This window comes from Pseudoduganella dura (assembly GCF_009727155.1).
Classification (GTDB): Bacteria; Pseudomonadota; Gammaproteobacteria; order Burkholderiales; family Burkholderiaceae_D; genus Rugamonas; species Rugamonas dura.
The window spans coordinates 809,021-831,981 of sequence record NZ_WNWM01000002.1 but is presented as its reverse complement, the minus strand read 5'-3'; the positions used below and the strand labels follow the sequence as shown (position 1 = coordinate 831,981).

Here is a 22,961-nt window from a genome sequence, read left to right as displayed (position 1 = left end):
GCGGCAAAAAAAATCCCCGCCACACATGTGCCGGGGATTTTTTTGTCCGTAGTGAAAGTCCTGGTGCCAGGCGCCGGGACATTTCCTGATCTTGCGCAGTAAATGACCTGGGGCCAGGCCCCAGGTCATTTTTTGATGCAGCGCAGGCTTTACGGTTTCAGGTGCTCGTCCAGCCAGCCGAGCACGGTGCGGTGCCACTGGATCGAGTTGGCCGGCTTCAGCACCCAGTGGTTCTCGTCCGGGAAGACCAGCAGCTTCGACTTGATGCCCTGGCGCTGCAGCGCGGTGAAGGTGCCCAGCGCCTGCGCGGTGGGGATGCGGAAGTCAAGGTCGCCCTGGATCACCAGCATCGGCGTCTTCCACTTGGTCACATGGTGCACCGGGTTGAACTTTTCGTAGCCTTCCGGGTTCGCGTACGGCGTGCCGCCGTTTTCCCATTCGGTGAACCACAGTTCCTCGGTCGAGTAGCCCATGCCGCGCTGGTCGAACACGCCGTCGTGGTTGACGATGCACTTGAAGCCGTCGCTCCAGTTGCCCTCGATCCAGTTCATCATGTAGCCGCCGTACGAGGCGCCCAGCGCGCAGGCGTTCGACGTGTCCAGCCATGGATACTTCTGGCCGGCCGCGGCGAGACCCTTCTTCAGGTCTTCGAGCGGCTTGCCGCCCCAGTCGCCGCTGATCGAATCGGTGAACGCCTGGCCGTAGCCGGTGGAGCCGTGGAAGTCGATGAACACCGTGGCATAGCCGGCGCCGGCATACACCTGCGGGTTCCAGCGGTAGCTCCACGAGTTGCCGAAGCTGCCCTGCGGGCCGCCGTGCACCAGGAACGCCACCGGGTATTTCTTGCCCGGTTCGGCATTCCACGGTTTCATCACGTAGCCGTACACGGTGGCGCCGTTGGCGCCGGCGAACGAGAACTGTTCGTAGTCGCCCATCTTCACGTCCGCCAGGCGTTCGCGGTTCACCTGCGTGAGCTGGGTGGCTTTCGTGCCGGCCAGCCTGAACAGCTGGGCGCCGCCGGCCAGGCTGTTCTGCGCCATCACCACGGTATCGCGCCGGGCGTCGAATTCGGCCACATAGCCCTTGTCCGTCAGCGCGCTGACCTTGCCGCTGGCGGCGTCGAGCGAGAACAGGCGGTGGTTGCCGATATCGTCGGCGTTGGCCAGCAGGGCCTTGCCGTCCGGGCGCCAGCGATAGTCGGCGATCGAACGGTCCCAGCTCTCGGCCAGCACGCGCTTCTTGCCCGTTGCAACGTCCTGCAGGATCATGTGGAAGCGGTCCGCCTCGAAGCCGGGGCGCTTCATCGCGAGGTAAGCGAGCGTCTTGCCGTCCGGCGAGAACTGCGGTTTCGTGTCCCAGGCGGGATTGTCGGCCGTCAGGTTGCGCGGCGCGGCGCCGCCGGCGGCCGGCACGTCGTACAGGTCGAAGTTGGTCGACCAGGCTTCACCCTTGCCGGCCACGCGCACCGAGAAGACGATGAGCTGGCCGTCCGGGCTGAACGTGTATTCGCCGCGGTCGCCGAACGGCTTGCTGGTGATGTCGCCATCGAGCGTGCCGGACAGGCTGACCGTGCTGCTTGCCGCGCCGGCGTTGCCGGCCAGCGGCACCGAGTACAGCACGTTGCGCTTGCCGTCCGCCCACGTATCCCAGTGGCGCACGAACATCTGGTCGTACAGCTTGCCGGTGGCCTTGCCGGCCGCCCCGTCGTCGTTGCGCTTCTTCGTGCAGGCCAGGTCGGCGCAGTCGCGGAACACGGCCAGCGTCACGGCCAGGCGGTCGCCCTTCGGCGACACGTGGAAGCTGTCGACGTCGAGCGGCAGGTTCGTTACCTTGACGGCTTCGCCGCCGCCGGCCGGCAGGCGCCATACCTGCGACGAGCCGGAACGGCCCGACAGGAAGTACACGGCATCGCCGCTGGCCGACCATTCGGGATCGGTGCTGCTCGCATCGTGCGACGTCAGCTGCTGCGGTACCGGGTTGGCGGCGCGCAGGTCGATCATCCACAGCTGGGTATTGCCGCGGTTCTTTTCCAGGCTGGTGCTGCGCACGGTGTAGACCACGCGCGAAGCGTCCGGCGACAGCGCCGGGCTGCCGACGCGCTCCATGCTCGCGAGGTCTTCGATGGTCAGGCCGCGCGGCGCGGCCATGGTGCTGGGGGCGGTTGCAAGGCCGCCCGCCACGAGGGCGGCGCTGATGGCCAGCAGGCGTAGGGTCATCCGGTTTCTCCGATTCCAAAAGGGGAGGCCGGCGCGCGCCGGCCAAGGCGCGCATGATATCAAATGGCAACTCAGCGAACGCTGGAAATGTTGCCGAGCCCGTGTCACTTTGGTGCCTGGCACCAAAGTGACACGGGCTCGGCAGAAATGAGGGCAGGTTGTCAGCTGGTGCCTGGCACCAGGTGGACACGGCCTCTACAGCAGGGACGTCAGAACGGCAGCCCGTCCAGCGGCACCGGTTCGACGATCGGCGCGCCGCGCCGCTGGGCGCGCAGTTTCGACGACATTTCGTACGCCGCCTTGCGCACGCGGTTGATCGAGCCGAGCGGGCGGTGCGCCGCCAGGCCGTGCCAGACCGAGAAGCTCATGCCTTCGTCGATGGCGGCGGATAATGCCTCGCTCCAGCCGGCCTGCGGCGGCGCGACCACGCGCGCCACGGTCACATACGGGCTCTGCTCTTCCGGCCATTCGGCCGACGCATCCTCGATCGGCATTTCCTCGATGTTCGTGCACAACTGCACGCGCAGGTCCCACTCGCCACCCTGCTGGGCGAAATGGTCGCCGACGACCTGGCGCAGCACGTCCGGGTCGGCGGAGTAGTCCACGGGCGCATCCTTCAGGCGGGTCAACCCGACGGCGGTGGGCACCAGCGAAAACTTCGCCATGTATGGCCCGAACAGGAACGGCACCTGGCTGTAGAAGGTTTCGCCCAGCGGATGGGTGGCGGGCTGGCCGCCCAGGCCTTTCAGCGTGGCGCTTTCGCCGCCGGCCTTCTCGACGGCCTTTTCCACCTGGCGCAACGCGGCCGACAGCATCTTTTTCAGGGCCGGCGCCTTGTCGGTGGTGGCCGCCAGCATCTTCAGGCCACCCAGGAACGCTTTCGGGCCGGCGTTCAGGAACGTGGTGCCGTTGACCAGCACGAAATCCTGCGTGCCGTCGCCCCCGGTGCCCGGCAGTCGCTCGCCCTGCACGCCGAGCACTTTCAGCGCCGCGCCGCGCGGCGTCGAAACGCTGTCTTCCAGCACGTCGCCCGGCGTGGTGGACAGGCGCATGATGACGGGGTAGGTGCCCGGCGTGCCGAACAGGCCCTGTGCCAGCACGGCAGGCAGGTCCGTCAGCACGCGCAGTTCGGCGCGCAGCAGGCCATGGCTCTTGGCATGCACGCTGCGCAGCGGCTTGCCGGTGTCGCGGAACGTCGTGTCGGCAATGCCGTGCAGCGTGTCGAGCAGTTCGGCCTGGGTATCGCCTTCGTCCTCTTCGAGGATTTCGTAGCGGGGGTCGTATTCGATCGGTGGGCGCATGGCTGTTCCTTGTTGTTGGAATTGAAATAGGCCATGCGATTCTCGCGCCCGGGTGCCTTGCTGTCTGTGAGCCAGCAAACAATACCGGCGGTTTGCCGGCGCCCGATACCGTTGGTGCACAAGCAAAAAAGGCACGACGTTGCCGTCGTGCCCCAAGTCTCCCCCGGCTTCTCTGTGGAATTGTCGGGACGGTTTGCTACATGGATCGTTACGGGTACAGGCCGCGCACTTCGCGGGCCTGCAGCACGCGGGTGCAGGCCAGGATGAAGGTCGCCGTGCGCAGCGTTACCTTCTTGTCCTGCGCCACTTCCCATACCGCGCTGAACGCTTCCTGCATGATGCGGGTGAGGCGGGCGTTGATCTCGTCCTCGCTCCAGAAGAAACTGGAGAAATCCTGCACCCACTCGAAGTAGGAGACGGTCACGCCGCCGGCGTTGGCCAGCACGTCCGGCACGATCAGCACATCCTTGTCGGTGAGGATGTCGTCCGCTTCCGGCGTGGTCGGGCCGTTGGCGCCTTCCAGGATGATCTTGGTACGGATGCGCGGCGCATTGGCTGCCGTGATCTGCTGTTCCAGCGCGGCCGGGATCAGGATGTCGGAGGCCACGTCCCAGAACGCGTCACGGTCGAGGAACGCTTCGGCGCCGGGGAAGCCGTTCACGCCGCCGGTCTCGGCCACGTGCCGGTGCAGTTGCGGAATGTCCAGCCCGCCGTCGTTGACGATCGTTCCGGTGTGATCCTGCACGGCCACGATCCTGGCGCCGGCTTCGGCGAACATCGTGGCGGCCACGCCGCCCACGTTGCCGAAGCCCTGCACGGCGATGCGGGCGCCGGCGATGGCCACGCCGCGCTGGCGTGCCGCCTCGCGACCCACCACGAACACGCCGCGGCCGGTGGCTTCGCGCCGGCCCAGCGAGCCGCCCAGCGAGATCGGCTTGCCGGTGACCACGCCGGTCGACAGGTTACCTTCGATCATCGCGTAGGAATCCATCATCCACGCCATCACCTGTTCGTTGGTGTTCACGTCCGGCGCCGGGATATCCTTGGTCGGGCCGATGATCAAGCTGATCTCGCTGGTGTAGCGGCGCGTCAGGCGCTGCAGCTCGTTGCGGGACAGCGTCTTGGGATCGACGCGGATGCCGCCCTTGGCGCCGCCGTACGGCACGTTGACGGCCGCGTTCTTCACGGTCATCCATGCCGACAGGGCCATCACCTCGGACAGCGTCACGTCCTGGTGGAAGCGCACGCCGCCCTTGCCGGGGCCGCGCGACATGTTGTGCTGCACGCGGTAGCCTTCGTAGTGGGCGATGGAGCCGTCGTCGCGCTCGATCGGCACGTCGACGGCGAGGATGCGCTTCGGACGCTTCAGCGTTTCGACCCAGCGCGACAGGGCGCCCAGGTGGGGCGTGACGCGCTCGATCTGTTGCAGGTACTGGCCCCATGGCCCGAGGTCGTCGGGATTGAGGTAGGAAGGCAGGGCGTGGTTCTGCACGCCGCTCGTCATGCTGCTCGTCACGTTGTTCGTCACGTTGCTCGTTACGCTGTTCGTCATCTGGATGGCTCCGTCTCGCTTGGATTTTGTTCGGCGGTGGGTCACCGCCAGCGAAACGAATCATAGGATGCACGGCCATTTCCGAGCCAATGCTGCTTGCGCATCCATCCATGCAAAAAATGCATAACGTGGAAAACGGTGTTCAGCGCTCCGATGCGTGCAGGCGCCGCTTGGCCCGCGCCGGCTGCAGCTGCTCCTCGAGGAAATCCCACAACGCGCCGACCAGCGGCTTGCCCGGGCGGGCGGGCGAGGGGCGTTCGCGATACAGCCGGATTTCCATCTCGATTTCCCAGTTGCCGGTTTCGTCCGCGCGTGCCAGCTGCTTCTGCTTCACCTCGCGCGTGACCGCCGATTCGGGCAGGAACGCGATGCCGCGGCCTTCGAGCGCCATCATCTTCAGGCCTTCGGCCATGTCGGTCTCGTAGCGCTTCTCGAGGTGCAGCGCGGGCCTGGCATCGGCCAGGATCAGGTCGACCATCCGGCCCAGGTAGGCATTGGTGGTGTAGGAAAGGAACGGCAGCGGCGCGGCCTTGCGGCCGGGCAGGGTGAAGGCGGGCTGTCTCGCCTTGTCGCAGCGGGCATAGGCCCGCAGTGCTTCGCGGCCCATCACCAGCATGTCGTAGCGGCCCGGGTCCAGCTGCACCGGCTGGCGCGGGTGGTGGTAGCACAGCAGCAGGTCGCAGCCGCCTTCCACCAGCTGCAGCACCGCGTCGTGCACGTTCAGCGCCATCAGCCGGCTGTGGATGGGGCCGAAGCCATCCTCCAGCTTCGTGATCCACTTGGGAACGAACGTCAGCGACAGCGTGTGCGGCACGGCGAGATCGATCGTGGTCTGCGCGGTCACGCGCTTGTGGCGCAGCAGCTCGCGCACGCCGTTGATCTGGCCCAGCATCTCCAGCGCCTGCTCGTAGAACACGTGGCCGGCGGGCGTGAGCCGCGTGGGAAACGTGGTGCGGTCGATCAGGTCGGTGCCGAGCCAGTTTTCCAGCGACTGGATGCGGCGCGAGAACGCCGGCTGCGTCACGTGCCGCAGTTGCGCGGAGCGGCTGAAGTTATTGGTCTCGACGAGCGAAATGAAGTCTTCCAGCCACTTGGTTTCCATCGTGTTTTCCGGTTTGCGTGCGAGCCGGCATTGTAGCGTCTGACCGGCCGGCCGAAGCATCGCTCAGTGGCACCGGCCACGCCGCCGCAACTGCTCAGGCCCCCGGCCCGAGCACGTTGCCGAGGACCGCCGCCAGCGCATCGAGCTGGTCCTGCGGCGCGTGCCTGAGCAGTTCGGCGCAGGTTTCGCGCGCCGTCACCATCGAATTGTCGAGCAGGTTGTGGCCGGCCGGGGTGATGGCGGCGAAGCCGACGCGGGCGTCGCGCTCGTCGGCCATCCGTGCCACCAGGCCGGTCTTTTCCATCGGCAGCAGGGTACGCGTGACGCCGGACGCCGTCAGGCCCTGGCGGTCGGCCAGGTCGACGCGCCGCAGCCTTCCCCCCGGCGCCTTCGACAGGTGATGCAGCAGCATGAAGTCGCCGAACGACAGGCCATGGTGGCCGCCCAGCACGGCATCGAGGCGGCGCACGACGCTGGCCTGGACACGGGCGAGGCGCAGGCAGAAGTCGAGTGCGGCCGCGCCGCGCTCGTCATTGATCTCATTGTTCGTCGGGTTGTTCATCACGATATCCTTGAAAAGTACTTGAGTGTTCAAGTATATTGCAATAAGTTGCGGCGCGCCATAAAAATCGGCATGGCGAGCACCAGCTTGCAAACGGGGGTATGATTCACCTATGAACCAACGCAGATCATTCCTCAAGACATCGGTTGCAGTCGCGTCCGCATTGAGCATGCCCGCGCTGGCCCGGGCGGCCGTCGCCGCGCCGCACGAGCGCATCCTGCGCTTCCACAACACGCACACGGGCGAGTCCCTGAAGAGCGTGTTCTGGGCGGAAGGCCAGTTCATTCCGGACGCACTGCAGGATATCAACAAGCTGCTGCGCGATCACCGCAGCAACACGATCGCCGCGATCGACCCGGAGCTGCTGCTCCTGGTCCAGAAAGTCTCCGCGCAATTCGGCAGCAACAACGTGGTGCACATCATTTCCGGCTACCGTTCGCCGGAAACCAATGCCAAGCTGGCAGCGGCCAGCGGCGGGGTCGCCAAGCACAGCATGCATCTGGAAGGCAAGGCGATCGACCTGCGCATTCCGGGCAAGGACCTGAAGCAGGTGCACAAGGCCGCCCTGGCGCTCAAGAGCGGGGGTGTGGGCTATTACCACGATTCGCAGTTCGTGCACATGGATACGGGACGCCCAAGGCACTGGTAACGCCGGCAAGTGCGTCGATGCCGCCCGGCATCGCGCAAAGCCGGCGTCGGGCCCCTGCCGCCGCCGCAGTACACAGGCTTGCAGTGCACCGGCTCGCAGTGCACAGGTTGTTTCCGCTTCATTCCACACGCAAAAATGCCAGGCTCCGTGCCTGGCTATCGCCCGATCATTTCGCCGTACCGGCCAGGTACGGATACGGATTGACCGGTGTTCCCTCCCACCATTTCTTGTCCGCGGCGAGTTCGAAAATCGCAAAGTGCAGGTGCGGGGCATCGGGGTCGGAATTGCCGGTCACGCCCACGTGGCCGATCATCTGGCCGCGCCGGATAGGCTGGCCTTCCTTCAGTTCCGGTGCATAGCTGTCCAGGTGGGCGTAGTAATACGCGTACTTTTCCGACGGGTCGAACTGGTAGACGGTCAGGCCGCCCGGCTTGCTGGTGAAGAGCTTGACCACCTTCCCATCGGCCACCGCGAGCACGGGCGTGCCCTTGGCCGCGGGAATATCCAGTGCCTCGTGCTGCCGTTCCGAACCCCGCGCCTGGCCGAACGTATCGGCCAGCTCTTTCGGACTTACGCCGGCCACCGGCACCAGCAGCGGGCCGATGGTGGGTTTCACGTCGATGTCGAAACTGGTGGCCGCCGGCGGTACCGGCACCGGCGGCTGCACACCCGGCAGATCGCTGGCCGGCAGCGGAACGCCAGCCGCCGGGGCAGGGGCGGGAGCGGAAGCGGGAGCGGGAGCGGGTGCGGCGGCCGGGGCAACCGACGGCGCCGGCGTTACTGCCGCGGCGACCGGCGCGCTGCCCGCGGGCACATCACGCCCGAGCCACAATACCGCTCCCACCACGCCGAGCACGGCGCCCACCAGCAAGGTCAGCAGCCATTTCATCATGTTCCCCTTTGTTCAATTCAATCCTGCAGGACGACCTGGAAACCCGGCGACACCACGCCCGCCAGCCGGGCCGCATCCCAGTTCGTCAGGCGGATGCAGCCGTGCGATTCGGTCTTGCCGATTTTGCTAGGTTCCGGCGTGCCGTGGATGCCATAGTGTTCCTTCGACAGATCGATCCACACCACGCCCACCGGGTTGTTCGGCCCCGGCTTGATGATCGCCTTGCCCTCGCCGGGTTTCGCGTCCCAGAACAGCTTGGGGTTGTAGCGGTAGTCCGGATTGCGCCCCACCCCGTTGACTTTCCACGTGCCGACCGGCAGCGGATCGTGTTCGCTGCCCGTGCTGGCCGGGAACTGCGCGATGACTTTGCCGCTTTCATCGAGCAGCGACAGCGTGCGGTCCGAATCGTCGACGACCAGTTTCGCCGCGGCCGGCAGCGGCCCGGCCGCACCGGTGTTCGGCACCAGGATCTTTTCCCCCGGCTGCATGAAGTTCTTGCCCGGATTCATTTGCTTGAGCAATTCCGGGCTGGCGTGGAAACGTTCGCCCAGCGCTTCTTCGATCGTTTCGAAGTGCAGCGATGCCAGCTTGGCTTTATCGCCCATCGAAGCGGGTACCTGGCCGTACGGGCCCTGGACGTCGGCCGCCGTGATCGTATAGGTGCCGAGGACCGGTTGCCGGTCTTCCAGCGCGGCCCAGGTGGCCTGGTCCACCGTGCCGGTCACCTGCAGGCCGCGGGCTTTCTGGAACCCGCTAACCGCCTGGCGCATGTTGCTGCCAACCTTGCCGTCGATCTCGCCGGGCGAGAAGTGGGCGCGGTCCAGCAGGATCTGGGCACGCAGGTCGGGCGGCACCTGGTCCGGCGTGATCGGTGCCTGCGCCGCCGCAGGGACTTGCCCGGCCTGGGCGGGCTGGCCCGGCTGCGCGGGCGGCGCAGGTTGAGCGGGCGTTCCAGGTTGAGCGGGGGCCGGGGCGGGCGGCGTGTTCTGGGCATGCGCCAGCGGCGCGGCGACAAGGAGGGCGAGCAGTAATTTTTTCATGGCCCCAGTGTGCCGCGTCCGGTGTCGCGATTCTGTACGGTAGCGTACATGTGCACCCGGCGATAAGACCGCCAGTTCAAAATCGGCGAGGTCATGCCACGAGTTCACGGTGCTGGGGAGAGGTAAAAAAAAACCGCCGGGCGAACCCGGCGGCTTTTACATTACATCACGCGGATGGAGCGGATCAGCGCTCGCCCCATGGACGGCGCGGCGCGTCGGAACGCGGTGCGCTGTCGCGACGGAAGCCGCCGCCTTCCTTGCGGGCCGGCGCGCCTTCGCGGCGGAAGCCACCTTCGGGACGCGGTGCGCCATCGGCACGGAACGGCGTGCCTTCGCTGCGGTAGTGGCTGCTGTCGCGGGCAAAGCCGCCGCCTTCACGCGGAGCACCGGCCGGCTTCGAGAAGCTGCGCTGGCCCGGCTTGCGGTTTTCGCCCGGCTTCCAGCCCGGACGCGCGGCGGAGCGTGGCGCCGCTGCCTTCTTCGGCTCGAAACCTTCCACCACGTTGACAGGGATCGATTGCTTCGTGAAGCGTTCGATGCGGCGCACGTTCATGTTTTCCGAATGGTTCACCAGCGAGATCGCCTGGCCGTTGCGGCCCGCACGGCCGGTACGGCCGATGCGGTGCACGTAGTCTTCGGCGAACTTTGGCAGGTCGTAGTTGAACACGTGCGTGATCGTCGGCACGTCGATGCCGCGGGCGGCCACGTCGGTTGCGACCAGCACTTTCACGCTGCCACGGCGCATGCTGTCCAGCGTGCGGTTACGGGCGCCCTGGTGCATGTCGCCATGCAGTGCGGCGGCCGAGAAACCGGCGATGTTCAGGCGGTCGGCGATCGTGTCGGCATCGCGCTTGGTGGCCGTGAACACCACGGCCTGGTCCAGCGTTTCATCGCGCAGCAGGTAATCGAGCAGGCGGTTCTTGTGCGACAGGTCGTCCACAAAGTGCACCACTTGCGTGATGTTTTCGTGCTTGTTGGCAGCCTGCATGATCTGGATCGTCATCGGATCCTTCGTGATACGGCGGGCCATGTTGCCGACCGTGCCTTCCAGCGTGGCCGAGAACAGCATCGTCTGGCGCGTTGCCGGCGTGGCGGCCACGATCTTCTCGATATCGTCGATGAAGCCCATGTCCAGCATGCGGTCGGCTTCATCGAGCACCAGGATCTGCAGCTCGGAGAAGTCGATCTTGCCCGATTCCATGTGATCGATCAGGCGGCCCGGGGTCGCCACGATGATTTCCGGATTGCGCGACAGCAGTTGCATCTGTTTCGGGTAAGGCATGCCGCCCAGGATCGCCACGGCCTTCGTGCGACGCAGGTTGATACTGTACTTGTCGGTAGCGGTGGTGACCTGCAAAGCCAGTTCGCGGGTCGGCGTCAGCACCAGCATCTTCGGCTGGGCAGCCTTGAAACGGGGACGCTCGCCACGGGCGCTGGCAGCCTGTTTTTCCTGGTTCGGAGTGCGGCCCTGCGGCGCAGCCGACTCATCCTGAGCCAGGCGATGCAGCGAAGGCAGCATGAAGGCCGCGGTCTTGCCGGAGCCTGTTTGCGAGGAAACCAGCAGATCCTTCCCGGCCATCGCGGCAGGCAAAGCTTGTTCCTGGACAGGCGTAGGCGTCGTGTAGCCGGAATCCGTCAGGGCTTTGATGAGGGATGCGTGGAGACCTAGTGTTTCAAAACTCATGTATTTCTTTCGTAAAATTGCGCGTTCCTGCACAAGCGCAGAACGCAAACATAGCAACGCCAACCGAACGAAATGACTCTAAACAGCATGAATAGAAATTTCGGCACAAAAGCTTTGCGCCGGGACGGTGTCATGCGCGGTGAAATGCGCGACACGCAGGGGCGGGGGGCTTTTTATAAGCGCCATCCGGACAGTTGCATTCGCTCCGAGCCATGCTGGCTGGAAGTACAAGCAAAGAAACCGTGATGCGCGAAGGCTTGCGTAGCTGATTAATTTGGTATCCCTGCCGTTGCAGCGATACCGGGTATTACTACCCTTGTTCTTCTTCTTTGTGCGACCTCTGTTGCAACGCACAAACAACATCATACCCGATTCCGACTGATCCTGCACGGGTTTCTGAACCGTGCAGGCCAGCCGGCCCGGCATGGCTTACAGGTAATCGCTGGCGTTCAGGCCCATCACGTGGGAGAAGCCGCCGTCCACGTAAACGATATCGCCGGTAATGCCGGACGACAGGTCGGACAGCAGGAACGCCGCCGTGTTGCCCACTTCCTCGATCGTGACGTTGCGGCGCAGCGGCGCGTGGCTGGCGGCAAAGCCGAGCAGCTTGGAGAAGTCCTTGATGCCGGAGGCGGCCAGCGTCTTGATCGGACCGGCCGAGATGCCGTTCGAGCGGATGCCCTGCTGGCCCAGGTTCTCGGCCAGGTAGCGCACCGATGCTTCCAGCGACGCCTTTGCCAGGCCCATCGTGTTGTAGTACGGGATCGCGCGCATCGCGCCGAGGTACGACAGCGTCAGCACCGACGAGCCGGGTTTCAGCAGCGGCAGCGCGGCCTTCACCATGGCCGGGAAGCTGTAGGCGGAGATGTCATGCGCCACGCGGAAGTTCTCGCGCGAGAAGCCGTCGAGGAATTCGCCGGCGATCGCCTCGCGCGGCGCGAAGCCGATCGCGTGCACGAAGCCATCGAGGCTGTCCCAGCTCTTGCCGAGGTCGCGGAACAGCGCTTCGATCTGCTCGTCGCTGGCCACGTCGCAGTCGAACACCAGCGTGCTGCCGAATTCGGCGGCGAAGTCGGTGATGCGGCTCTTGAAGCGTTCACCGACATAGGTGAAGGCCAGTTCGGCGCCTTCGCGGTGGCAGGCCTGCGCGATGCCGTAGGCGATCGAGCGGTTGGACAGCAAGCCGGTGATGAGGATTTTTTTGCCTTGCAAGAAAGCCATGATTACTCCAATTGCCTGTTGCGCACATGTCGGCGCAAGCATGGGTTGTTGTTCTAGTTGGTGACCGACCGCTGGTGGTACGTGTTACCGCAGGATCGAGATTGTATGGCTTGGGGCCGGCGGCTGCAAGCTTGGCCGATTGCCAACACGGCCATTGCCCGGCCGCTGTCCGGCTGCTGTCCGGCTGTAAACGACAAAGGCTGCGGGCCGTGGGCGCGCAGCCTTGGTTGCCTGCGGGAGAGGTCAGTTGCGGCGTTTCTTGCCGGCGCTTTCGCGCGAAACGCGGGCCTTGACCAGCTTGATCGGCGACCTGGACTTGGCGTTGCTCGCCTTGGCCTTGCGGTAATTGCCGGTCTTCGCGACCGGCTCGTCCGCCACGGCGATGGTGGCGTTCTCGGCGATATCGGCGGGAATGTCGAAGTTCGTGCTGGTCGAGATCTTCGGCACCAGCAGCGTCGAGCCGGCTTTCAGCACGCCACGCGACGGCAGGTTGTTGGCCTGGCGGATCACTTCCGGCGTGGTGCGGAATTTCGATGCCAGCGAAGCGATGCTTTCGCGTGCGCCGCTGACGCGGTGCGTGGTCCAGGTGGAGAGCGCACGGCCCCACTGTGCCAGGTTCAGGTGGAACTTCTCGGCGTTTTCCTTCGGCAGCAGGATCTGCGTCTGCTCGCCGCCGGTGATCACCGGGCGCTTGAACTGCGGGTTCAGCGCCTTGAACTCGTCGACCGACAGCTCCGCCAGCTGGGCGGCGATCGCCAGGTCGATGTCGCTGGTCTTGTCGACCGCGGTGAAGTAAGGCTCGTTGCGGATCAGCGGCAGCGACAGGCCGAAGCGGCCCGGATTGGCCACGATGTTCTTCACGGCCTGCAGCTTCGGCACGTAGTTGCGCGTTTCGGCCGGCATCAGGTCGGCCAGGCTTTCGAAGTCGGTCGGCTTGCCGGCGGCGCGGTTCTTCGCGATCGCCTTCTGCACCGAGCCTTCGCCCCAGTTGTAGGCGGCCAGCGCCAGCTGCCAGTCGCCGAACATGTCGTACAGCCTTTGCAGGTAGGTCAGCGCGGCGTCGGTGGAGGCCAGCACGGAGCGGCGATCGTCCTTGAACGCGTTCTGCTTCAGGTTGAAATCGCGGCCGGTGCCGGGCATGAACTGCCACATGCCGCCGGCGTTCGCGCTGGAGACGGCGACCGGATTGAACGCGGATTCGATGAACGGCAGCAGTGCCAGCTCGGTCGGCATGTTGCGCTTTTCCAGTTCCGTCACCACGTGGAACAGGTACAGCGAAGCACGCGCCGAGGTGCGCGCCATGTGATCGGGCCGCTCGGCATACCAGTTGGCATGCTTGGTCACCAGCGAGTTGCTCAGGTCGGGAATCGAGAAGCCGGTGCGGATGCGGTTCCACACGTCCGTTTCCCGGTACGGGTCGTCGGCCGGTGCTTTGATGACGTTATGGGAAGTCGGGGCGAGGTTTGGTGCAGGTGCCTTGATGGCGGTGGACAGCGGCAGCAGCGGGAGGGGGTCGGCTTCGATGGCCTGGCTGATCGCCGGTGCCGTGGCGATGAGCGCCGCCAGCAGGGGAGTGTACTTAATTCGCATAGCGTTCCATTGTGTTGTCGTCAGGTTAACCTAACCAAGCGCCTGAAGAAGGCACCTGAGCAAGCGCAGGGGGACGTGCTACCAATTTAAAGGCCGAGTTTAAGGACGTTGCTGGGTCGCCGTCAAGCAATATGTCGGCACCGTTACAAAAAACTTGAGCTGGCTCGTCCATATAAATGAATGCATGTTCGGCATCGATGGCTGCAAGTTCGCCGAAAATGGCGCAAACGTCATCGCTTGCGTACAATGGTTGACCGGTATTCAGAAAGCAGGAAGTTGAACATGAGTAATGAAACGAACAAGGCCGACATCGACCATCCAGGTGCCATCGCCGCGACCGAAGCGTGGCTGGAAAAGGCAGTGATCGGCCTGAACCTGTGCCCGTTCGCCAAGGCCGTGCACGTGAAGGGGCAGATCCGCTATGTGGTCTCCGATGCCGCCACGCCCGAGGAGTTGCTGGAAACCCTGATGAACGAGCTGCAGCTGCTGTCCGATACGCCGGCAGAGGAGGTCGATACCACGCTGATCATCCATCCGCATGTCCTGACCGACTTCGAAGACTACAACGAGTTCCTCGACGTGGCCGATGCGGCGCTCGAAGACATGGGCCTGGAGGGCGAACTGCAGGTCGCCAGCTTCCACCCCGACTACCAGTTCGCCGATACCCACAAGAACGATATCGGTAATTTCACCAATCGTTCGCCGTATCCCACGCTGCACCTGCTGCGCGAGGAAAGCGTCGAGCGTGCCGTGGAAGCGTTCCCCGAAGCGGAGGCCATCTTCGACAGGAATATCGAAACAATGGAAGCGCTGGGCCACGAAGGCTGGGACAAGCTGTTCCCGAAAGGCCCGTGATGGACGAGGGTAAGGTTCCCGAGCGCCCCGATACGCCATGCGTGGCGGTCTGCTCGACCACGTTCGACGACGTGTGCCGCGGCTGCGGCCGCACTTATATAGAAGTGGCGCACTGGGTGTCGATGTCCGCCGAGGCAAAGGAGAAGGTGTGGCAGCGCATCCTGGCCGAGGGGTACCCGCGCAGGAACGGGTAGCGGCACGGTGCGGCCAGGCGTGGCCGCACCTTCGCGGGCAGGAAATCCGGTTGTCCCGGTATTCACTGCGCCGGTAATTACCGCGGGATCACGCCGATTACTGCGGAATCACGCCGATAAAATCCTTCTTGCCGATCTCGATCCCGTTGTGTCGCAGGATGTCGTAGGCGGTCGTGGCGTGGAAGAAGAAGTGCGGCAGCGCATAGTGCAGCAAATAGGACTGGCCGGTGAAATGGCGCGTCTTCTCGCCGCTGCCCGTGGTGATCGCCCGCTCGGCGCTGTGTTCGATCTCGTGGCGCGGCAGGCTGTCCAGGAAGACCAGCGTTTTCTTGATGCGCAGTTTCAGCTCTGCGAAGGTTTTTTCCGTGTCTTCCCAGGCGGGCACGTCCTGCCCGGCCAGCCGCGCGCCGGCACCCTTGGCAAAGTCGGCGGCGATCTGGATCTGGCGCGTGAACGGCAGCATGTCCGGGAAGAGGCGGTATTGCAGCAGCGCGTTCGGGTCGATCCGGGTCGCCTCGACATGCCGGTCGGCCTTGTCGAGGATTTCGAGCAGGCTGTTCAGGATCTGGTGGAATACGGGCACGGAAGCGGAATACATCGAAAAGCTCATGGTAACTCCTGTCAAAGAGTGGGCATCATAACAAGTTCGCCATCGTCATGCCGACAACGTTGCAAGCATGCTTCGTTACTGCAGTGCATTCGTGACTTGCGCATCGCTTTCCGTGCATAATTGCACTACGATAATTGTGCGCCTTCCCGTCCCCTCATTGCCTCCCTCCCATGCCCCTGAAATTCCAGGCTGCCGAAACTGCATGACCAAGCCGCCGATCCGCACCCTGCGTGCCCGGCTGGGCGTCCTGTACGCGCAATCCATTTATGGCTCGCTGCTGCTGGTGGTGCTGGGCGGCCTGATCGTGCCCGCCATCGTGGGCAGTTACCTGCTCGTCGGCGTGCGCGAGCAGCAGTCGGCCCGTACGGCGCTGAACGAAACGCTGCAGCGCAATGCCGACATTCTCGCGCTGGGCATGCAGGAATCGCTGTGGAACATGAACGCCGAATCGGCGCAGTCGCTGGTGCAGTCGGTGATGCGCGACCGCTCGGTGGTGCAGGTGCAGGTGACCGGCCAGGCCGACACGCAGTTCATACACCAGCAAGCGCCGGCGCGGCCCATCGGGAACGTGGTGCGTGCCCAGCGCGACGTGGTGGTGCGCGGCGAGCGGATCGGCCATGTGGTGGTGGAGATGGACGACGCGCGCAGCCGCCAGGAGCTGGGCGAAAAGCGCCGTTCCTATATCTTCGTGCTGGCCGCGCAGCTGACCGTGTCGCTGCTGCTGATCATCCTGTTCCTCAACAAGCGTGTCATCGGCCCGCTGCGCCGGCTGATGCGGTTCTCCGACCGCCTGGCGCAGGGCGATTTCGAAACGCGCCTCGAAAGCCGCGGCAACGATGAGCTGGGCCGGCTGGGCGACCGCCTGGAACAGACCCGCGTGGCGCTGCGCCGGCTGTTCGAGGACGTGCGCCAGCGCGAGGGACGCTTCCGCACGATCGTCACGCAGGTGCCTGGCGCCGTGTTCCGCTACCGCCCCGACGGCCCGATCGAATTCGTCAGCGATGCGATCGAATCCATCTCGGGCTACACCGCCGGGCAGCTGATGCGCGGCACCACGCATTCCTGGGTCAACCTGATCACGCCGGAAGACCGGCGCATGCAGCGCCGCGCGGTCAAGGCCGCGATCGAGGAAGGCCGCCCGTACGAAATCGAGTACCGCATCGTCGACGCCAGCGGTACCGAGCGCTGGGTGCTGGAAATCGGCCAGCCGCAATCGCCGCCGGATGGTGGCGACGCCTGGGTGGACGGCATCCTGTCCGATATCAGCGAGCGCAAGGACAACGAGATGCGCATCGAGGCGCTGCTGGCCGAGCAGGGCGCGATCCTCGACAACGTGATGTTCGGCGTGATGTTCGTTCGCCACCGCACCATCATGTCCGTCAACCCCCGCTGCGAGGCGCTGTTCGGCTACGAGGCGGGCGACATGGTGGGCAAGTCCACCGCCATCGTGTTCCCCACGTCGTTCGACTTCGAGTCCGCCGGCATGCGCCAGTACCCCACGCTGGGGCAGGGCGAGTATTTCAGCGAGGAGCGCCAGTACCGCCGCTGCGACGGCACGCTGTTCTGGTGCCTGGTCAGCGGCTGCGCGATCGACCAGCACCGGCCGAACGATGGCAGCATCTGGGTGTATGCCGACATCACGTCGCGCAAGGAAGCCGAAGAAAAACTGCGCCTGTCCGCCACCGTGCTCGAACACATTGCCGACGGCGTGGTGGTGGTCGACCGCGACGGCGCGATCGTCGCCGTCAACCCGGCGTTCACGCAGATCACCGGCTACGAGGCGGCCGAGGCGCTGGGCCGCGACCTGGGCCTGACACGCTCCGGCCGCCACGACGACGCGTTCCACGCGCAGCTCTGGGCCGGGCTGGTCGACACGGGCTGCTGGCACGGCGAGCTGTGGGCAGTGCGCAAGAGCGGCGAACAGTTCCTGCAGGCGCTGACGATCACCGCCGTGCGCGATTCCCATGGCGTCACCACGCACTATGCGGGCGTGTTCAGCGACATCACGCTGGTCAAGGAAAACGAGGAAAAGCTCGACCACCTGGCGCACCACGATTCGCTGACCGAGCTGCCGAACCGGCTGCTGTTCAACGACCGGCTGCAGCACGCGCTGGAGCGCGCGCAGCGCTCGCACGAGCAGCTGGCGCTGCTGTTCATCGACCTGGACCGGTTCAAGAACGTGAACGATACGCTGGGCCACCATATCGGCGACGAACTGCTCAAGCAGGTGGCGGAAGTGCTGGCGGGCCGGCTGCGCGACGGCGACACGCTGGCCCGGTTGGGCGGCGACGAATTCGTGGTGCTGCTGGAAGACATCGGTGGCGAGTATGCCGCCACGCTGGTGGCCGAGAAGCTGGTGGCGATGTTCGAGCAGCCGTTCATGGTGGCCGGCCACGAGCTGTTCGTCACGTGCAGCATCGGCATCAGCCTGTATCCGCACGACGCGACGGACCTGAACATGCTGATCCGGAATGCCGACGTGGCGATGTACCAGGCCAAGGCGCGTGGTCGCAACGGCTACCGCTTCTATTCGCCGTCGATGACGGGCGAAGGCGTGGAACGGCTGCGCCTGGAAGCCTGGCTGCGCCGCTCGCTGGAGAAGGACGAAATGTTCCTGAACTACCAGCCGCAGGTGGAAATCGATACCGGCCGGCTGGTCGGCGTGGAAGCGCTGGTGCGCTGGAATCACCCGGAGCTGGGGCTGGTGTCGCCGGCCAGGTTCATTCCGCTGGCCGAGGATACCGGCTTCATCAGCCAGCTGGGCGAGTGGGTGCTGGCCGAGGCGTGCCGGCAGATGGTGCGCTGGCAGGCGGCCGGGCTGGCGGTGCCGAAGATCGCCGTCAACCTGTCGGTGCGCCAGTTCGAGCGCGGCACGATCGTCGCGACCGTCGACCGGATCCTGCGCGCCACCGGCCTGGAGCCGCGCCGGCTCCAGCTGGAGGTGACGGAGTCGGTCATCATGAACACCGGCGATGCGCGCACGTACATCAACGGCCTGCACGACCTCGGCGTGGGCCTGGCGATCGACGATTTCGGCACCGGCTATTCGTCGCTGGCCTACCTGAAGCAGATGCCGGTGCAGACACTGAAGATCGACCGCTCGTTCATCCAGGATATCCACCAGGATGCCAACGACGAGGCGATCGCGATCGCCATCATCCAGCTTGGCAAGAGCATGAACCTGTCGGTGATCGCCGAAGGCGTGGAGACCGACGAGCAGGCCGCCTTCCTGCTGCGCCATGGCTGCAACCTGGCCCAGGGTTACTTCTACAGCCGCCCGGTGATGCCGGACGACCTGCTGCGCCGCTGGCTTCCCTGAGCCATGGCGAAGTGGACGCGCCGCCGCTTCCTGCTGGCCGGCACCGCCGCGGCGGGCACGCTGGTGGTCGGCTGGGGAGCGATGCCGCCGCGGCAACGCCTGCATGCCGGGGCGCCGCTGCCGCTCGATGGCGCCGCGGTGGCGCTGAACGGCTGGCTCGCGCTGGCGCCGGACAACACCGTGACCGTCATCGTGCCGCGCGCGGAAATGGGCCAGGGCGTGCACACCGCGCTGCCGATGCTGGTGGCGGAAGAGCTGGACATGCCGCTGGCGCGCGTCGCCATCGCCGCGGCGCCGGCCGACAAGATCTACGCCAACATCGCCGCCATCCGCGACGCGCTGCCTTTCCATCCCGACGACACGGGCAACACCCAGGCCTTCGCGCGCTGGACGCTGGCCAAGGTGGCGCGCGAACTGGGCATCAGCCTGACAGGCGGTTCGTCGTCCGTGAAGGATGCGTGGCTGCCGATGCGCGAAGCCGGCGCCGCCGCGCGCGCCATGCTGGTCGCGGCGGCCAGCCGGGCCTGGCAGGTGCCCGCGGCCAGCATCCGCACGGCCGATGGCGAGCTGTTTCATGACGGCAGCGGGCGCCGCGCCACGTACGGCAGCCTGGCGCAGGCCGCGGCGCGCGAAACGCCGGGCAGCGTGACGCTGAAGGAACCGCACGCGTTCCGCCTGATCGGGCACGACGTGCCGCGGCGCGAAGCACGCGACAAGGTCAACGGCGCCGCGCGGTTCGGCATCGATGCCCGCCCCGAGGGCATGCTGTATGCGGCGCTGCGCATGGCCCCGTCGTTCGGCGGCACGATCGCCGGCATCAACGCGGCGGACGTGCTGGGCATGCCGGGCGTGCTCAGCGTCATCGACATCACCAATGCGGTGACCGGCCCGCGGGCCGCCGTGGCCGTGGTGGCGAAAACGTTCTGGCAGGCCAGGCTGGCGGCCGACGCGCTGGCGATCCGCTGGGACGCGGGGCCGCACCATGCGCTGTCGAGCGAACGGATCTTCGGCGAGCTGCGCGCGGCGCTCGATGGCGACGGGCACCACGTGTATTTCGAGCAGGGCGAGGTGGACGAGGCGCAGGTACCGGGGAACGGGCCGGCGGGGCAGGAGGATGGCGGGCACGTGATCAGCGCCGAATACAGCGCGCCGTTCCACGCCCACGCGGCGATGGAGCCCGTCAACTGTACCGCCCAGGTGGCGGAGGGCAAGGTGCGGCTGTGGCTGTCCACGCAGGCGCCGTCGATCGCCATCGCCATCGCGGCAAGCGCGGGCGGTGTCGGTCGGGAACAGGTCGAGCTGCACGAACACCTGCTGGGCGGCGGCTTCGGCCGGCGGCTCGAAGGCGACATGGTGGCGCAGGCCGTGGCCATCGCCCGCGAATGCCGCGGCCTGCCGGTGCAGATGATCTGGACGCGCGAGCAGGACATCCGGCACGACGTCTACCGGCCGGCCGCGTTGGCACGCCTGGCCGCCACGCTCGATGCGTCGGGCACGATCAAGAGCTGGCATTTCAGCGGCGCGGGCGGCGCGCTCACGGGCCAGTACACGCTGCGCAATTTCGGCCTGCCGGCGGTGGGGCCGGACAAGACCACCGTCGAAGGCGCGTATGACATGCCGTACGAGATTCCGCACCAGCGCATTGCCCACGTGGCCGTGGACAGCATCGTACCGCTGGGGAACTGGCGCTCGGTCGGCCATTCGTACAACGCGTTCTTCAAGGAGAGCTTCGTCGATGAAATGGCGCATGCGGCCGGCAAGGACCCGGTGGCGTTCCGCGCCGCGATGCTGCTGAACCATCCGCGCCACGTGGCCGTGCTCGATGCCGCGGTGCGCCGCGCCGGCACGCCGCCGGCCGGCCGCGCGCATGGCGTGGCGCTGCACCAGAGCTTCGGCACGATCGTGGCCCAGGTGGCCGAGGTATCGGTGCGCGACGGCGCCATCCACGTGCACCGCATCGTGTGCGCGATCGACTGCGGGCTGGCCGTCAATCCGGGCCATGTCACGCAGCAGATGGAATCGGCCGTGGCGTTCGGGTTGTCCGCCGCGCTGGGCGATCCGGTCACGATCCGTGGCGGCCGCGTGGAGCAGTCGAATTTCGGCGATTACCCGGTGTTGCGGATGGGCCAGGTGCCCATGGTGGAAACGGTGATCGTGCTGTCCGGCGAGCCGCCGGAAGGCGTGGGCGAACCGGGCGTGCCGCCGGTGGCGCCGGCGGTGGCCAACGCGGTATTCAGGTTGACGGGCCAGCGGCTGCGCAGCCTGCCTCTGCGGCTGGCCTGACGGCAGCCGCTGGCCGGTGAAGGCCGGGCGGCGCCCCGCACAGGCCGGCGCGCGGCGCCTACCCGGCCGCGCAGCGCGCGCAGCGGCCCCGGATCAGCAGATCGATTTCATCGCCGGTGAAGCCTTCGGGCAGCTTCAGCTTGCGGGGCACCGGCACATCCGTCACGCACGTCACGGCTTCGCAGCTGGTGCACTGGAAGTGCGCATGCTCGTGGCTGTCCCTGCCGGGGTTGGCGGAAAAGCGCCACACCCCGTCGCCGCCGGCGATGCGGTGCGCCAGGCCCTGTTCCGTCAGCCATTCCAGCACGCGGTACAGCGTGACGGCGTCGAACCCGGCGCCCGGCAGGCGCCCGAGGATATCGTGGTGGGTCAGCGGTTCGTCGTGGCCAAGCAGGAAGCCGAGCACGCGGATGCGCGGCTGCGTGACACGGGCGCCGGTGGCCCTGATCAGTTCCTCGGGCCGCGGCGCGGATGCCGTGGCGCTGCTTGCTGTATGCGCGGTGGTGAGTGCTTTGTTCATATCGATGCGGCCCAAGCGTGGTTGCCAGGCCCGGCGATTATACTCCCCGGCACCCATCGGCCGAAGGCGCGGCGGCGGGCAGGCGCACGGTGGCACGCCAGAACAGCAGCGCCGCCGCGCTGACGCCGGCGCCGAGCAGGCACACCAGGCGCCAGCCGCCGGCCGCATGCGCGGCCGTGGCGGCCAGCGCGCCGGCGCCGCTGCCCACGGCGTAGAACAGCATGTAGCAGCCGATCAGCCGGCTGTGCGCGCCGGCGGCGCCGTGCAGGATCAGGCTCTGGTTGGTCACGTGGAGCGCCTGCACGGCAAGGTCGAGTGCGATGATGCCGGCCGCCAGCGCCAGCAGCGAGGCGGGCGTGAACGCCAGCGGCAGCCACGCCGCGCACAGCAGCAGCAGCGCCGCGCCGGTCGTGCGTTCGCCATGCCCGCGGTCCGCCAGGCGGCCGGCGCGCAGCGCGCCCAGCGCGCCGATCATGCCCACCAGCCCGAAGGCGCCGATCGCCGTGTGCGGCAGGGCGTGGGGCGGGCCGGCCAGTTCCAGCACGAGCGCGCTCCAGAAGATATTGAACACCGCGAACATCAGCAGCGCGATCGTGCCCCGGGTGCGCAGCACGCGGTCGGTGCGCAGCAGCGTCACCATCGAGCCGATCAGTTGCCGGTACGGCAGGGGGCGGGCCGGCGCGGGCACGGCCGGCAGCGCGCGCCACAGCAGGGCGGCCAGCAACACCGTCAGCACGGCGGACAGCGCATAGACCGCGCGCCACCCGGCCAGGTCGGCGATACCGCCCGCCACCACGCGCGCCGCCAGCAGCCCGAGCACCACGCCGCCCTGCACCGCGCCGACCACGCGGCCCCGTTCGTGCGCCCGCGCCGCGGCGGCCACGCTGGCGATCAGGCCCTGCGTCATCGCCGTGCCCAGCAGGCCGGCCAGCAGCATCGCCCCCAGCAGCGACCCGATCCGCTGCGCCGCGCAGATGCCGGCCAGCGCGAGAGCCAGCGCGGCGAGTTGCGCCAGCATCAGCCGTTTCCGGTCGAACCGGTCGCCCAGCGGCACCACGAACAGCAGCGCGAGCGCGCTGCCCAGTTGCGTCGCCGTCACGATGCCGCCGGCCGCCGCGCGGCCCAGCCCCAGGTCGGCCGCGATCAGGTCGAGCAGCGGCTGCGCATAGTACACGTTGGCCACGCAGATGGCGGCCGAGGTGGCCAAGAGGGCAAGACGGGTCGCAGGGAAGGACGTGATGGATGTCATGGAGTCTCCAAAGTAGTTTCAAAACAAAACTAGTTGAAGCGTAACCGTAGTAGTTTTAAAATGCAACCACTTGCAACGGGAGAGATTCAGGGGACGAATACATGGGAGAGATCGATGGGAGG

The 22,961-nt window shown here is 66.4% G+C and carries 18 protein-coding genes; 5 read left to right on the top strand and 13 right to left on the bottom strand.

Annotated elements, in window-relative coordinates:
• Positions 1–149: 149 nt before the first annotated feature.
• The 5 genes from GJV26_RS03830 to GJV26_RS03810 form a co-directional block, all read right to left on the bottom strand.
• Positions 150–2,216, bottom strand: coding sequence for a S9 family peptidase (locus GJV26_RS03830; RefSeq protein WP_155707666.1), 2,067 nt, complete (start codon positions 2,214–2,216; stop codon positions 150–152).
• A gap of 209 nt (positions 2,217–2,425) precedes the next feature.
• Positions 2,426–3,517, bottom strand: a complete 1,092-nt coding sequence (locus GJV26_RS03825) for a catalase family protein (RefSeq protein ID WP_155707665.1) — start codon at positions 3,515–3,517, stop codon at positions 2,426–2,428.
• Between the two features lie 208 nt (positions 3,518–3,725).
• Complete coding sequence (locus tag GJV26_RS03820) at positions 3,726–5,021, bottom strand: Glu/Leu/Phe/Val family dehydrogenase (protein ID WP_155712232.1); 1,296 nt, start codon at positions 5,019–5,021, stop codon at positions 3,726–3,728.
• Between the two features lie 190 nt (positions 5,022–5,211).
• Entirely contained in the window at positions 5,212–6,171 is a 960-nt protein-coding gene (locus tag GJV26_RS03815) for a LysR substrate-binding domain-containing protein (RefSeq protein WP_155707664.1), read from the bottom strand.
• Positions 6,172–6,265: 94 nt separating this feature from the next.
• Complete coding sequence (locus GJV26_RS03810; protein ID WP_155707663.1) at positions 6,266–6,733, bottom strand: MarR family winged helix-turn-helix transcriptional regulator; 468 nt, start codon at positions 6,731–6,733, stop codon at positions 6,266–6,268.
• Positions 6,734–6,845: 112 nt separating this feature from the next.
• Here GJV26_RS03810 and mepK point away from each other — a divergent pair, with 112 nt between their 5' ends.
• Positions 6,846–7,382 carry a peptidoglycan L,D-endopeptidase MepK gene (mepK, locus tag GJV26_RS03805; RefSeq protein ID WP_155707662.1) on the top strand — a complete coding sequence of 179 codons (537 nt, stop codon included), beginning with the start codon at positions 6,846–6,848 and terminating at the stop codon, positions 7,380–7,382.
• Positions 7,383–7,548: 166 nt separating this feature from the next.
• Here the strand turns inward: mepK and GJV26_RS03800 are convergent, their stop codons facing one another.
• The 5 genes from GJV26_RS03800 to GJV26_RS03780 form a co-directional block, all read right to left on the bottom strand.
• Positions 7,549–8,274: a M23 family metallopeptidase gene (locus tag GJV26_RS03800; protein ID WP_229419160.1), complete on the bottom strand. Its 726-nt coding sequence runs from the start codon at positions 8,272–8,274 to the stop codon at positions 7,549–7,551.
• Positions 8,275–8,291: 17 nt separating this feature from the next.
• Positions 8,292–9,314 carry a L,D-transpeptidase family protein gene (locus tag GJV26_RS03795; RefSeq protein WP_155707661.1) on the bottom strand — a complete coding sequence of 341 codons (1,023 nt, stop codon included), beginning with the start codon at positions 9,312–9,314 and terminating at the stop codon, positions 8,292–8,294.
• Between the two features lie 184 nt (positions 9,315–9,498).
• The gene (locus GJV26_RS03790) at positions 9,499–10,998 is read right to left on the bottom strand and encodes a DEAD/DEAH box helicase (RefSeq protein ID WP_155707660.1); all 1,500 of its coding nucleotides are present in this window, start codon (positions 10,996–10,998) and stop codon (positions 9,499–9,501) included.
• A 429-nt stretch (positions 10,999–11,427) separates the two neighbouring features.
• On the bottom strand, positions 11,428–12,219 hold the full coding sequence (gene fabI / locus GJV26_RS03785; protein ID WP_155707659.1) for an enoyl-ACP reductase FabI: 792 nt from the start codon (positions 12,217–12,219) through the stop codon (positions 11,428–11,430).
• A 243-nt stretch (positions 12,220–12,462) separates the two neighbouring features.
• Positions 12,463–13,809 (bottom strand): transglycosylase SLT domain-containing protein, encoded by a 1,347-nt coding sequence (locus GJV26_RS03780; protein ID WP_155707658.1) that lies wholly within the window; start codon positions 13,807–13,809, stop codon positions 12,463–12,465.
• A gap of 282 nt (positions 13,810–14,091) precedes the next feature.
• Between GJV26_RS03780 and GJV26_RS03775 the strand changes: the two genes are divergently transcribed.
• Entirely contained in the window at positions 14,092–14,664 is a 573-nt protein-coding gene (locus tag GJV26_RS03775) for a DUF1415 domain-containing protein (RefSeq protein ID WP_155707657.1), read from the top strand.
• The gene (locus GJV26_RS03770) at positions 14,664–14,858 is read left to right on the top strand and encodes a DUF1289 domain-containing protein (RefSeq protein WP_155712230.1); all 195 of its coding nucleotides are present in this window, start codon (positions 14,664–14,666) and stop codon (positions 14,856–14,858) included. The genes GJV26_RS03775 and GJV26_RS03770 overlap by 1 nt, the downstream gene beginning before the upstream one ends.
• A 97-nt stretch (positions 14,859–14,955) precedes the next feature.
• Here GJV26_RS03770 and GJV26_RS03765 read toward each other — a convergent pair whose 3' ends face one another.
• Positions 14,956–15,468, bottom strand: a complete 513-nt coding sequence (locus GJV26_RS03765) for a DUF1993 domain-containing protein (protein ID WP_155707656.1) — start codon at positions 15,466–15,468, stop codon at positions 14,956–14,958.
• 202 nt (positions 15,469–15,670) lie between these two features.
• Here GJV26_RS03765 and GJV26_RS03760 point away from each other — a divergent pair, with 202 nt between their 5' ends.
• On the top strand, positions 15,671–18,787 hold the full coding sequence (locus GJV26_RS03760; protein WP_155707655.1) for an EAL domain-containing protein: 3,117 nt from the start codon (positions 15,671–15,673) through the stop codon (positions 18,785–18,787).
• A gap of 3 nt (positions 18,788–18,790) precedes the next feature.
• Positions 18,791–21,070 carry a xanthine dehydrogenase family protein molybdopterin-binding subunit gene (locus GJV26_RS03755; RefSeq protein ID WP_155707654.1) on the top strand — a complete coding sequence of 760 codons (2,280 nt, stop codon included), beginning with the start codon at positions 18,791–18,793 and terminating at the stop codon, positions 21,068–21,070.
• A 58-nt stretch (positions 21,071–21,128) separates the two neighbouring features.
• Here the strand turns inward: GJV26_RS03755 and GJV26_RS03750 are convergent, their stop codons facing one another.
• Positions 21,129–21,590, bottom strand: a complete 462-nt coding sequence (locus GJV26_RS03750) for a Fur family transcriptional regulator (protein ID WP_155707653.1) — start codon at positions 21,588–21,590, stop codon at positions 21,129–21,131.
• A 37-nt stretch (positions 21,591–21,627) separates the two neighbouring features.
• The gene (locus GJV26_RS03745; RefSeq protein WP_155707652.1) at positions 21,628–22,839 is read right to left on the bottom strand and encodes an MFS transporter; all 1,212 of its coding nucleotides are present in this window, start codon (positions 22,837–22,839) and stop codon (positions 21,628–21,630) included.
• Positions 22,840–22,961 lie beyond the last annotated feature (122 nt).